The sequence below is a fragment of the Paenibacillus sp. fava2 genome, from assembly GCF_058313675.1.
In genome coordinates, this window is record NZ_CM177755.1 from 3,626,835 (window position 1) to 3,640,183 (window position 13,349).

At 53.2% G+C, this 13,349-nt stretch carries 10 protein-coding genes; 6 read left to right on the top strand and 4 right to left on the bottom strand.

The window, feature by feature from the left end:
• Positions 1-113 precede the first annotated feature (113 nt).
• From AC4G46_RS15675 to AC4G46_RS15695, 5 genes are read left to right on the top strand one after another with little or no spacing between them, the layout of a single operon-like run.
• The gene (locus AC4G46_RS15675; RefSeq protein WP_491128745.1) at positions 114-1,634 is read left to right on the top strand and encodes an ABC transporter substrate-binding protein; all 1,521 of its coding nucleotides are present in this window, start codon (positions 114-116) and stop codon (positions 1,632-1,634) included.
• A gap of 54 nt (positions 1,635-1,688) precedes the next feature.
• Positions 1,689-2,672: a carbohydrate ABC transporter permease gene (locus AC4G46_RS15680; RefSeq protein WP_491128746.1), complete on the top strand. Its 984-nt coding sequence runs from the start codon at positions 1,689-1,691 to the stop codon at positions 2,670-2,672.
• 3 nt (positions 2,673-2,675) lie between these two features.
• The gene (locus tag AC4G46_RS15685) at positions 2,676-3,512 is read left to right on the top strand and encodes a carbohydrate ABC transporter permease (protein ID WP_491128747.1); all 837 of its coding nucleotides are present in this window, start codon (positions 2,676-2,678) and stop codon (positions 3,510-3,512) included.
• A 19-nt stretch (positions 3,513-3,531) separates the two neighbouring features.
• Entirely contained in the window at positions 3,532-6,267 is a 2,736-nt protein-coding gene (locus AC4G46_RS15690; RefSeq protein ID WP_491128748.1) for an FAD-dependent oxidoreductase, read from the top strand.
• A 60-nt stretch (positions 6,268-6,327) separates the two neighbouring features.
• Complete coding sequence (locus AC4G46_RS15695; RefSeq protein ID WP_491128749.1) at positions 6,328-7,881, top strand: hypothetical protein; 1,554 nt, start codon at positions 6,328-6,330, stop codon at positions 7,879-7,881.
• On the opposite strand, the gene AC4G46_RS15700 is transcribed toward AC4G46_RS15695, so the two are convergent.
• The 4 genes from AC4G46_RS15700 to AC4G46_RS15715 form a co-directional block, all read right to left on the bottom strand.
• On the bottom strand, positions 7,878-8,156 hold the full coding sequence (locus AC4G46_RS15700) for a hypothetical protein (RefSeq protein WP_491128750.1): 279 nt from the start codon (positions 8,154-8,156) through the stop codon (positions 7,878-7,880). The genes AC4G46_RS15695 and AC4G46_RS15700 overlap by 4 nt on opposite strands.
• Before the next feature lie 2 nt (positions 8,157-8,158).
• Positions 8,159-8,512: a hypothetical protein gene (locus AC4G46_RS15705; RefSeq protein ID WP_491128751.1), complete on the bottom strand. Its 354-nt coding sequence runs from the start codon at positions 8,510-8,512 to the stop codon at positions 8,159-8,161.
• A gap of 75 nt (positions 8,513-8,587) precedes the next feature.
• On the bottom strand, positions 8,588-10,282 hold the full coding sequence (locus AC4G46_RS15710; protein ID WP_491128752.1) for a response regulator transcription factor: 1,695 nt from the start codon (positions 10,280-10,282) through the stop codon (positions 8,588-8,590).
• Positions 10,272-12,026: a cache domain-containing sensor histidine kinase gene (locus AC4G46_RS15715; protein ID WP_491128753.1), complete on the bottom strand. Its 1,755-nt coding sequence runs from the start codon at positions 12,024-12,026 to the stop codon at positions 10,272-10,274. Before AC4G46_RS15715 ends, AC4G46_RS15710 begins: the two co-directional genes overlap by 11 nt.
• A 378-nt stretch (positions 12,027-12,404) precedes the next feature.
• On the opposite strand from AC4G46_RS15715, the gene AC4G46_RS15720 reads away from it, so the two are divergent.
• Positions 12,405-13,304 carry a fumarylacetoacetate hydrolase family protein gene (locus AC4G46_RS15720; RefSeq protein ID WP_491123546.1) on the top strand — a complete coding sequence of 300 codons (900 nt, stop codon included), beginning with the start codon at positions 12,405-12,407 and terminating at the stop codon, positions 13,302-13,304.
• The last annotated feature ends 45 nt before the right edge of the window (positions 13,305-13,349 follow it).

Consider the following 13,349-nt stretch of genomic DNA (forward strand, 5'->3'; position numbering starts at 1 on the left):
GATCGTAGATGCATGGGATACGTTAATTGGTGAGCGCTTGCTACAATAACACTGTAAGCTAGAGGAACAGGTTCCAGCGATGATCGATCCTAAACAAAGGGGAGTGCATGCAAGTGACAAGAAAACGTTCACTGATAGGATCTCTGACTGCGGTTTTTGCCCTTACCGGAATACTGGCCGGCTGCGGCGGCAATAACAATGCCGGAAGCGGCGATGCAACAACACCGCCGTCCGGTTCGGCGGCTACAACAGCACCTGCGGCTACAGCCGCTGAAGTGCAGAAGGTGAATTTCTCAATCGTTTCGGCCAGACCGGGTGATGAAGCCTTCTATAAGGAACAAATGGACATTTTTATGAAAGCGAATCCAGAGGTGAAGGTGACGGTCATTGCCAATCCGACGGAGCAGTATAACAATGCGCTGCAGCTGTCTTTTGCCGCCAATGAAGGACCGGATATCTTCTTCATTGAAGGCGGTCAGCCTCAGGCGAGAACGGTGTACGACAATAAATGGGTAGAGCCGCTGGACAGCTATATCGATGATGCTTTTGTAGCACGTTTCCCGGAAGGAGCCTTCAGCCGGACCAGCCAGACCCGGGTGAACGGGGAGGTTATCGGAATTCCGGTCCGCGACCCGCGCTTCGACAAGGTAAGACCGCTGTACTACAACAAGACCATACTGGAGCAGTACGGCTACAGCGAGCCGCCTAAGACGCATAGCGAATTCGTCGAAGCAGCCACCAAGATTACAAAAGAAGGCAAAGGACAGGTATACGGCTTCGCCATGATGGGGAAAGCGCCTGCGGTGTTCGGACTCAGTGTGTCGGGCCTCGGCTCAGGGCTTGAAGGCGGTGTAATCGGGTACGAGGGCAACACGATCATTAACCTGAAAACCGGACAGTTCTCGTCGAAATCGGCGACACCAGTCGTAGAAATCCTGCGGCAGCTGAACGCGCAGAAGATTGTGGCGCCGGGCTGGGAGAACTGGGATACCGCGCAGATGCACCAGCAGTTCGCAGCCGGACGTGTGGCGATGTTCATCGGGGCAGCGTGGCAGGCTGAGGAAATCCGCAAGCTGAATGAGGGCATGGATATGGGCATTGCAGCTGCACCTGTACCGGATGCCGGACGGAGCGGATACCGGGATACTCCGACGATTGCCGAGCCGCGTTATGCGATGAGCTCACAGTCGAAGTCGAAGGAAGGCGCCTGGAAGGTACTGGACTTCCTCGGATCCGTGGAGTTTGAACGTGCGAATTACGAATATGCCAAAGAACTCGTGCTGATGCCGGCAGCAATGGAAGGCATTGCGATGTCCGCAGACATGGAGCAGATTGTGAAGGTAATGGATGAGACGATCCGGATGGCTCCGGCGGTCAATACGAATAACCAGAACTATGACCAATTCTCGAAGAGCATCAGCGATGCCATGCCGAAGCCGAAGATTCAGGAGGTATTCCTGAAGGCGGTGGTCAGCAATGAAGATCCTGTAGCGCTGGCGGAGGATTATGATGCGAAGGCCAATAAGGTCATCGATGAGCAGATCAAGATTGCGAACGACGGCGGCATTGATTTTAGCAGAGAAGACCTGAAATATCCGGATTGGAATCCGATGGAGAATTATATTATCGAGTAGACGCTATTTCTTAAACCCGGAAACCATACAGAAACAGACAGGAGTGAATTCACGATGGGTTACGGCACACCGCTGCAGAGTATTCCTGCTTCCGCCGGCAAGGCTCCGCTCTCCAAAAGAGCGGAGCTGTTCAAACAGATCAAGAAGCACCGCTACCATTACCTGTTCGTGCTGCCGATGCTGGTGTTCTTTGCCGCTTTTACCTTATGGCCGATGATTGCAAGCTGGTATTATTCATTCTTTAACTGGGACGGCATCGGCTGGCCGACGGACTTTATCGGGCTTGGCAACTTCAGGGAGGTCGCATCCGATCCGGGCTTCTGGAGCGCTTTTATGAACACGTTCCTGTTCGCCCTGACACATGTGCTGATCCAGATGCCGCTGGCGCTGATCGTTGCGGTTATTCTCAACAACCAGTTTCTTGCGGGGAGAAATGTATACAGGCTGCTGCTGTTCGTGCCGGTTATCTCGACTACAGCGGTTATCGGTGTAATTTTCTCGATTCTGCTGAACCCGCTGGGCGGTGCGATTAACGAAATGCTGCTGGGCATAGGGCTGGTCAAAGAGCCGATCAACTTCCTCGGTTCTACAGCGCTCGCATTGCCGACACTGCTGGCCGTTTCTGTCTGGAAAAGCTTTGGCACTCCGATGATCTACTGGCTCGCCGGACTGCAGACCATTCCTGGAGAGCTGTATGAGGCGGCCAAAATCGACGGGGCAAGCAAGGTGCAGAGCTTTTTCCGGATTACCGTTCCGATGCTGGCTCCGATTGGCCTTGTAATAACACTACTCACTTTTATCAACAACCTGGATCCGTTTGACCTGGTCCGTACGATGACTGAAGGCGGGCCGGTAAAAGCGACCGATGTGGTGCAGACTTACATTTTCCGTTATGCGTTCGAGCCCGAAAGCGGCTCTTCCCGTTACGGCTTCGCCTCGGCGGCAGGCATCCTGTTCAGTCTGGCCGTTCTAGTTGTCGTCGTCATTCAGGCGCTGACCGGCAAAGCTGCCCGCAGATCCGGCACGAAAGGAGCCTAAGCCATGTACCGCCTAAACCGATTCCTTAGACAGCTGCCGGCCCAGGTCCTGCTGCTTGCCTTCACGCTAATCTGGAGTTATCCGTTCATCTGGATTATCTCCTCTTCCTTCAAATCGCAAAGTGAAATGTTCCTGGGCGGCATCAACATCATCCCCAAGGAGCCGACGTTGAACAATTTTGTAAGGGCGTGGGATCTGGCTAACTTTTATCAATATTTCTTCAATTCGGTCATCGTTACCGCTTCGGTTGTCCTGCTCGTGCTTGTCATTACCTCGATGGCGGGTTATGCGCTGGGAAGAGGCAGCATGCCCGGTAAAAAGCTGATCATGACCATGCTGGTCATCTCGATGTTCCTGCCCAAAGGCTTCACCATTCTTCCGCTGTTCGAGCTGATCGTCGGACTGGGCTTCAATAATACGCTGATGGGGGTGATCCTGGCTGAATCGGGTCCGTCCAAAATCGTATCCATTCTGCTGTTCGTCGGTTATTTTTCCTCGCTGCCCAAAGAGATGGAGGAGTCCGCAACGATTGACGGGGCCGGTTATTTCCGGATGTTCTTCAGCATTATGCTTCCGCTGTCCAAGCCGATTCTGGGGACGGTAACGATTTTCAGCTTTATCGGGGCATGGAATGCGTTTTTTGTTCCGCTGACGTTCACTTTAAGCAAGCCGTCGCTGCGGACATTGGGGGTCGGGATGTACAACTTCTTTGGAACGAACAGCGTGGACTGGACCGGGCTGGCGGCGGGGGCGGTTATGTCGGTGGTGCCGATCATCATCGTATTCCTGTTCCTGCAGCGGTATTTCATCGAAGGTCTGGCCGGTTCCATCAAAGGCTAATCAGGCAGGAGGTGTAAGCATGGGCCAGTCAAAATCCGTCCGGACAGAGGTTCTCGTTGTTGGAGGCGGAACTGCAGGCTGTGTGGCGGCCATTGCGGCCGCAGAGGAAGGCGCGAAGGTCATCCTGGTTGAAAATGATACCGCACTCGGCGGAGTTGCTACCCGCGGCGGTATCCACCGTTATTATTACGGTTCTCCCGGAGGGCTACAGGAGGAGATTGACCGCCGGACCGCAGAGGCAGCTGCAATATTCGGAGGCAAAACCAAGGGTTTTCATCCGGATGCCAAGCGGGTGGTGCTTGCCGCCCTTTGCCGGGAAAAGGGGATTGAGGTTTACCTGGACTCTGTGGTGTATAAGGTTATAAAAGAGGATGAGAATGTGGTAGGCGTACGTTTGCTGACTCCGGCAGGCAGGCTGGAAATCCGTGCCGGGGTAACGATCGACAGCACCGGGAATGCGCATCTCGTCCGTATGGCCGGAGGCAGACTGAGGTACGGCCGCGGGCTGGACGGTGTGTATCACAATTATTCCTTCATTCCGCGCAGAGTGCTGGACGGTGAAATCGGGTATGACAATCTGGATGCCGGATGGGTAGATCCGTATGATCCCTGGGATGTGTCGCGGGCTTTTATCCGCGGCCGTAAATGGGTCAGGGAAGGGTATGCACAGGGTGCTCGTTACTTTGCTTTATCTTCCATGCTGGGGGTGCGGGAGGGCGGATTAATTACGGGAGATGCAACAATTCGTTTGCAGGATTACATCGAGGACCGTCCTTCGCCGGAGGTCATCTGCCGCAGCTATTCCCATCTGGATAACCACGGCTTTGATACCGGGAACGAAAGTGAATTCAGCCAGCTTTGGATTGCGGTCATGGGCTTGTTCGTCAAGGGCTTGTGGTGCGACATTCCTTACGGAGCGCTTTTGCCTGCCGGCATCGGAAATCTGCTGGTAGCCGGGCGCGCCCTGTCTGTAGACCGGGATGTTGGAATGGGTGTGCGGATGCAAAAGGATATGCACAAGGTTGGTGAGGCAGCAGGCGTTGCCGCTGCAATGAGTATCCGTTCCGGCGCTGCACCGCGTGAGCTGGACCGTTCGGTGCTGCAGAAGCGGCTGGTCGAACGGGGAGTACTGGAGGCTGAGGAGCTGAAGCGGACGCATGGCCGGAATCTGTGCTTTAAGCACGGTGAGTTGGCTGGTGTGGTGGAGATGGGAAGGGAGAACGCCGCTTCGCATGGGGAACAGCTTGCTTATTATTTCGGGACGGACGAGCGGTGGAAGGCAGTCTGGCTGCTGGGCGGTTCAGCTGAAGCAGCTCAGGATAGGCCAGTCATCTCTTTGCTGGAAAGCAGGCTTTATGAAGGCACACCGGAGGCGAGATTCTGTGCTGCTATCACACTCGCCATGCTTGGAAGGGAAGAAGCCGTTCCATACCTGCTGGAACGCATTGCTGCCAGGGATATGACTAAGCTTAGCAATCATCCCAAATGCGTACCGTTCTGGATTGCCTCGTTTGTACTTCTGCATATGCTGAAAAGCACCGCTGGAGTTAGTCAGGCGGCGGCTGCTTTTAAAGAACAGCCGGGCGCGGTTCGCAGCACCTTTTTGCTGGACTACTTGTCTGCTGTTTGTCCGGTGCTGAACGCCGGGGAACGTGCTGAGGCTGCCGTTGCTGTTGAGGCGTGGTTATCATCCGGTGACCTTGGAATGGATTACCGGATGCACGGGGACCGGCCGGAATCGCTCGGCTGGAGCCTTGAGCTGAGAGCAGCAGCCTTACTGGCAGACTTGAGCGGGGAGCAGGGGAGGGACATTGGAAGTGCGGCTGCTGCTGCTGCTGCGGCCGATCCGCGGGGGTATGTCCGCAATGCGGCAGTGCGGCTGCTTCCCTGGAGCGAGGCGGGTATGCCGGAAAAAGGAGGGGCTGTCCCGCTGCTCGGTGAGTTTGATATTGCAGTGATTGGTGCCGGGACCGCAGAGGTTATCTGTGCGGCAGCGTTGGGCCGTCAAGGCAGGAAGGTGGTGCTGATTGCTGACGGAAGTGCTTTGATGACGGAGGTTACGAAGTACAGAGTGACCATTTTCAGTGGAATTGATGCTGAAAGTGATGTTGCGAATGAGCTGATTGATCTGCTGCAAAAAGAAGGGGCGTGGAACGGGGAACAGCTGGAGCCTGTATTGGTGCAGCTGGCGGCAGACCGTCTCCTGCAGGATGCTGGAGTGCGTGTTCTGTATGAGGCACGTTGTCTGGAGGAGCAGAAGGCAGAAGGGCGGGGTCTAATTGAGGTTGCCTATAAGAACGGCAGAGGGATGGTTTCTGCCGGCAGAATTATTAGGCAGGCTGATTGGGCGGGGGTAAACCTGCAGGCCGTTTCAGGTACACTGACTGCGGTGTTGTTTCACTCTGGGCCATTAGGTGAGAGAGCAGACTGCAGGTGGATGGAATGGAACCATGGCGGCAACAGGCTGTCTTTACGGCTCCGTGAAGGGTTTTATCCGGAGGAGGCTTATCTGGATATCCGCTGGCCTATGGAAGCAGCAGATACCGGTGAGCTGCTTGTGATTCCGGCTGTAGAAAAGCTTCGGAATCTTGGAGTGATTCCTTTTACTGCTGCGCTTGCCTATATTGCGGATGAACAATGGCCGGAAGGGCTGTCAGACGCGGCGGGAGCTGAAACAGAACCTGAAGAGTCCTTCTGGATTACCCGGCAGATTACTGCGGGACTGGCCTCTGCTGCAACTGAAATGCCGGATTAGCTGAATTAGCAGACTTAAGTTCGTAGAATATTTATTCCATGTCTAAAGGAGCGATTATTCATGAGTATTCTGTCTTCATTGCCGCTAATGCGCATTGCTGAGATAAAGGTAGATAGCACACCGCTGCAGGAGGTAGTCTTCAGCTCATTAGCTGCACTGGTACCTGCTGGAACACGCCATCTGGTTATTGAGGTCAACGCTGCCCAGACATACACCGAGCGCAGATTCTGTGAGGTTATTCTGAACGGTGATACTGCTGCTCACTATAACCGCAGAGAGTTCGCGGCAACAGGTTCTTCGGTTACCACAACCAGTACAACGAATACGAATGTAGCGCAAGGCGTGGATATTCCCCCGTCAACTGCAGGGTTTGGCGGCGGTTATCTGCTGTTTCCGTTTGCCTTCCGCACTGACAATCTGAAGCTGTGGCAGAGCATGGGTTCTTCGCTGGAGACCAGGCTGCAGCGTCATGCCGGAGCGTGGGAGAGCACGGCTGCAATTGACTCTATCACTCTACGGACATGGCAAAATGTACCCGGCGGACTCAACCAGTGGGCAGAGGGCTCAATCGTCACCTTGTATGCAGTTAATGAAACGCTTCTGGCGGCAGACCGGCTGCCGGATGCACAAACCCGGAAATTCACCTTTGGCACTCTGCCAGCGGATGCCAATCATCTGATCCTGCTGATGTATCTCCGGTCCAGCCATAATCAGTCCAACCGTCAAGGCGACCGGGTCTATCAGGAGCTCAATAACGATACCACGGCTGCTAATTATCCGCTTCATCGTTTAGGAGGGGAAGGGATCGCAGATCCCAGGGTTATTAACGAGTACTACAAAGAGAAGCGGGTCGGTTGGTCAACGGCGGCTACAGCTCCGGCGGATTCTTTTGGAAATCTGGTGGTGATGTATCCGGAATACCGCAGCACGGATTTCCACAAGCCGTGGATGAGCCAGCATGCTGCGTATGAGGATGTTTTTTATCCGGTCAGTCAGGAGAACGGCCGCAGAAGAAATACAGCAGCATTAACCCGGCTGCATTATTTCCCCGGAATGGGCGGGGAATATTATCTGCCCGGTTCCATCATAAGCGCCTATAAAGCAGAGGCTCCGGCAGCCCGGCACGTTGTCTCCGGCACCGGTGAAGCTTCGGTCACACTTCAGGTTCCGGCGGGAGCTATCGGACTGCGTGCTGTCGTTGTGGCAAGAAGTAATTCCGGAGCCAAGGAAGACGGCCTCCTGCTCGAGGTAAACAATGATACCTCAGCTGGAAATTATGCGATCCGCCGGGCATCCGCTTACGGGGAAATTGAAAACAAGGGCGAGCATGAAACGGCTCTGCTGTCAGACAATGAGATCGGAGTCATCCCTGGCGCGGAAGCAGAAGCCGGCGTATTTGGCTTCGGAACCCTGTCCATTATCCGGCATGCCGAGGACGACCGCCATAAGCATATCTTGTCGCTCGCCGGCACATGCGGCAGCCGGATTGCCTTGTACGGCGGCCGCTGGAAGAGCAACGCAGCCGTGACCTCGGTGACCTTCAAGCCGAAGTCCGGTACGCTGTTCGCCGCCGGCTCTGTCTTCGAACTGATTGTGGCGGCTGATGCACTCTAGTCGAATATAGGGGCAGCCGTGGGTAAATGAAAGGCAAAAATGCCCTTGATTTTGCCCAATGTGGCTACCGCTGTCAAATGAAAGGGAAAAATGCCCTTGATTTTGCCCAATGTGGCTACCGCTGTCAAATGAAGGGCAAAAATGCTCTTGATTTGGCCGGATGGGGCATCTACGCTCAAATGAAAGGCAAAAATGCCCTTGATTTGGCCGGATGAGGCGTCTACGCTCAAATGAAAGGCAAAAATGCCCTTGATTTTGCCCAATGGGGCGTCCACGCTCAAATGAAAGGCAAAAATGCCTTTGATTTGGCCGAATGGGCGTCCACGCTCAAATGAAAGGCAAAAATGCCCTTGATTTGGCCGAATGGGGCATCTACGCTCAAATGAAAGGCAAAAATGCTCTTGATTTGGCCGAATGGGGCGTCCACGCTCAAATGAAAGGCAAAAATGCCCTTGATTTGGCCGGATGAGGCGTCTACGCTCAAATGAAAGGCAAAAATGCCTTTGATCTGGCCAAATGGGACATCCACGCTCAAATGAAAGGCAAAAATGCCCTTGATTTGGCCCAATGTGGCTACCGCTGTCAAATGAAAGGCAAAAATGTCCTTGATTTGGCCGGATGAGGCGTCCACGGGTAAAAACCTCAGCAACATCAAAAAGGAGTACTCCCGAACACATAGCGGGTGTACTCCTTTTTAACTGCGTCACTAGACTTTGCCCTTATGGAAGCCTTCCTCCTCCCGGTACTGGCTGGGGGTCTTGCCGACCAGCCTGCGGAAGATCCGGGCGAAGTATTTGTAGTCGGGAATGCCGACCTGCTCGGCGATTTCGCCAACCTGCTTATCCGTTTCACGCAGGAGCTGTTTGGATTTCTCAATCCGGTAGCGGGTCACGTAATCGGAGAAGTTGATACCGGTCTGAGCTTTGAACAAATGACTGAAATAGTTCGGGCTAATGGCTGTATATTCGCTTATATCCGCTACACTGACAGGCTCCCGGTAATGCTTGGCGACGTAATCCAGCGCCTTCTGGATTTCACTGCGCTGCACAGGCTGGTCGAAGGACAGCTGGCTGGCGCTCTGCTTCCACATGAACAGACGGACCAAAAATTCTTCAGCATCAAATACGGTTTCGATATCGCCAAGCTCAGATTGAAAACGGCTGGGGGAATCAGCGTCCATCGTAGTCCAGCGCACAGCCAGCTCCTCCATCCAGCGCAGCAGTACAGCAGGCTGGAGCTGCATCCGGGTAACCGGCCGTATGTATTCGTCATGCACCAGCCTCTGAAGCAGTGACGGATCACTCCAGCCGGCAAGCCGTTCCACAGGGTCGGGAAGATCAGGCATAGCGGGGCTGTAAGCACGGCTTGTATTAGCTTGTTCTTCCCCTTGTGAAGGCTCCTGTCCCGCAGCTAACCCGGCACCGTAAACATGCAGCCCGCCATGCCCGTGATAGAACAAGTCAGCTGCCAACTCCTCTAACTCGGCGAAGGCTGATCCGAAAGATGCCTGCCAGGCGTGCGGACCTGCATCCATGCGGTGTTCAGTGCTTATGCGCACAGAAACAGTGAACGGCAAATATTTTCTCGCATGATGTAAAATATTTTCATAGAACAGCAGATGCTCCGTCTGATCTATGCAAGTTTCAGGCAGCTGAATCCACAGTCCGATGCTTTGCCGGTCCCAGTCAAACACATTGCATAACAGATTTTTGTCAGCAAGCTCCTCAATGATCCGCATCATTACGTACTTGAACAGGGAGAGGTCCTTGGGATGAAATGTCCTGGACAACGCACTATAACGGTCAATGCTGACCATGCCCATTACAAAAGTCGCCTCAGGCCGGTGCCAATTCACGAAATCACAGGTACTGTTTAGCTTGGAGAGGGACTGCGCCGCGCCGGAGCGGATGTCGAGGATAACCTGTTTACGCAGCAGCGGCTGGCTGTCCTGCAGATGCTTGCGTTCCTCAATGGACAGCAGCATCTTTTCCCGGTCGGCTTCAATTTCATTACGTGCCTGGTCGAGAATCTCAAGCAGCTCCTGATAACCCGAGGTCACCTTCAGCAAATAACCTAACGCCCCGAGCATGACGGCCTTACGGGCAAATTCAAATTCCTGAAAGCTTGATAAGATAATCACTTTAACCCGCGGCATCAGCCGTTTCAGCTCCTCTGTCAGCTCCAGTCCGTTCATCCGGGGCATTACGACATCGGTGATAACAATGTCAGGACTAAGCTGTCTGCACAGCTCCAACGCTTCTTCGCCATCCTCTGCTTCGCCTACGATCTCAAACCCATGCTCCTCCAGCGGAAAAGCATACCGGAATCTCTCACGGATCAGCGCCTCGTCATCCACAACGATACAACGGATTTTGTCCAGTACAACCGGATTAATGCTCATCTGACTGTCCTCCTCTCAAGGCCGGGAAAGAAATGATAATTTTGGTCCCCAGCCCTTCGGTACTTTCAACGTTCAGACCGTAAGCCTCACCGAACTGCAGCTGCAGCCGCTCATGAACATTCCTAAGCCCCATTGATGAATAGCGGGGAAGCTCTTCAGCAGCATGAACATCAGTATCAGAAGGCTCCAATAGTCCGGCAAGACGTCCGGGTGCAATACCGGTGCCGTTGTCTTCAACGTAGAGCTGCACAATTTTGGATTTGTACAAACTTCCGCCTACTGTGATCTGCCCATCTCCACGCCGTTTTTCCTTAATTCCGTGAAAAATGGCATTTTCCACAATCGGCTGCAGGGTCAGCTTCAAAATTTGGCAGTCAAGGATCTCATCGTCCACCTTGAAGGCTACATCAAACTTGTTCTGATAGCGGATCTGCTGCAGATACACGTAATGCTTCAGTCCCTGCAGCTCATTGTTCAGCGTGGTCAGTGCTTCCCCTTTGCCCATCGAATAATTCAGCAGATTAACAAGTGCGTGCAGCACCTTGGCGATTTCATCCGTCCGCTTCAGATCCACCAGGGCATTGATGGAATTGAGCGTATTATAGAGAAAATGCGGGTTAATCTGAGCCTGAAGCGCGCGGAATTCGTACTGCTTTTTCATCTTTTCAATTCTCAGCTTGTCGTCGATCAGCTCTCCGATATGATCCAGCATAACGTTAAAGGAGTCCGCCAGTGTGCGGAACTCATCCTTGCGCTTCAGGCGGACCCGCAGCCCCAGGTTGCCTTTTTGAATACGTCGCATTTGCAGAATCAGGCCGGAAATCGGTCCGTCGATGTAACGGGCAAGGAAGAATGAGATGATCAGCGACAGCAGGATAAAAAAGAGCACCAGATAGATAGCATAAGCCCGCAGCTGAGTAACCGGAGCGAGAATATCCTGCTTGTCAACAAAGCTGACCAGGCGCCAGTTCTGGGAGTTAGGGCTGCCGAACAGAGCGACAAATTCTTCATCCTCAGTATACAAGGGGAGAACGCCGCCGGCTGCCTGCTGAAGATAACTTTTGATCTGGGGAAAAAGACCGCTGTATTCGTCCTGCCGTACTTTAACAGAGCTGAGGATCGGCTGGATATCAGGGTTGAACAACAGGGTGGAGGTGGTAGGAGAGGGGTTCATGCCCGCAATCAGCTCGTTCAGGGCCAGCAGATCGATGTCGGCAGCGAGAATGCCCTGAATGTCCATTCCTCTGTAAACGGTTACGGCAATCGTCAGCACAAGCCCTTTATTCTCCGACTGGTAAGGCCCGGCTGTCTGCAGAGAGGTCCAGGAGTTTCGGGCAGAGGCGAACAACTTATCTATAAGCGGCTCCGGCAGCACAGTGGTTTGTGCAGTTTCATAGATCGAGTAGTCCGGAGCAATGAAATACATGCCTCTGGAAAAAGGGTACACGGAATATTGGTACATGCGGAGTACACTAGTAACGCCTTCACGCGACTGGTCGGTTTCCGACAGCTTTCCGGCCAGCTGACCGAGCGGGGCTTTTATATCCGACAATATTCTCTCCAGCTGTTCCGACTGCCGGTCCGAATAGGATTTCATCTGGCTCATCTGTTTTTCGGTTAGCAGATCGGTAATATACCTGTAGGCGATCAGGCTGATGGACAGCGCAACTGTCAGCATGCAGGCGAGAATGATGATGAACATTTTAAAGCGGATTTTGTGCATAAAAAGCAGCAGCTTCCTCATAACCGGTGGTCCTCCGCATTTTTGACCTGTAAGACCAGTGTAACGACCCTTTTTCGCCACTGTCAATGCATGAGGCAAAGCGGGTAGATTTATCCACCCTAATCGTAGCTGTGTAGGATACGAACCGGACTTAGATAAATTATGACATGCATAAGTTCTAGTTCATGGTATCATCTACTGGTCTATTAATATAGTAACGCGACAAGCAACACGGTTATGTGCAGCAGGCCCGGCAAACAGAAAACCCGCTTTGAACAGCAAGGCATAGTAGCTGCTGATGGATAAAATGGTGTTGCTTCCGCTGCAGTTAAAGGTCAGAGGATGTGCTATTCTTGTAAAAGCAAGCGAGATTTCACTTTGCAAAGAGGAGAGATTACGATGAAGCTGCTCAATTATGTGCAGGAAGGCGGTTCCCGGCTTGGTATACATACGGATTCGGGGATTGTGGACGTTGCCGGTGCTGCCGCAGCGGGCGGTCAGGCGGAATTAGCGGACCTGGATATCCACCAGGCCATTTCAGGAGGAGATGAAGTTCTCAATAAGCTGCTTAGCCTTGCCGGTTTCGTTACCGGTAACCCGGACAACAGCTATTTGCTGCTGGATGAAAATGGACTAACTTTCGGGCCTGCAGTGACTGCTCCGGGAAAAATTCTCTGTGTCGGTCTCAACTACCGAAAGCATGCCGAAGAGACTGGATCAGCGATCCCGCAGACCCCGATTCTGTTCAGCAAATTTAACAATGCGCTGGCTGGGCATCTTGAGGACGTTCCTTTACCTGAGGTATCACAGCAAGTAGACTATGAGGCGGAGCTGGCAATTGTCATTGGCCGTACAGCCAGCAATGTGAGCAAGGACAATGCGCTTGATTACGTCTTCGGCTATTGCTGCGCGAATGACCTGTCTGCCCGAGATCTGCAGTTCAAGACCCAGCAGTGGCTGCTCGGCAAAACCTGTGACAAGTTTGCCCCTGTGGGGCCATATCTGGTTACTGCCGATGAAGTGCGAGAGCCGAACAATCTCCGGATATCGTGCAGTGTGAACGGGGAGGTGCGGCAATCCTCCAACACGTCGGATATGATCTTCCACTGCGATGAAGTTATCAGCTACGCCTCACAGCATATGACATTGGAGCCGGGAGACATTATTCTTACTGGTACGCCTGAAGGTGTGGTTCTTGGGTATCCGCCGGAAAAGCAGGTTTATCTGCAGGCTGGCGATGTTGTAACGGTTAAGATTGAAAAGCTCGGCAGTCTGACCAATACGATGACGGCGCATTAAATTATTTACCAAGCTAAACCGTGATCTCTGCACTTCAGAGAAGTG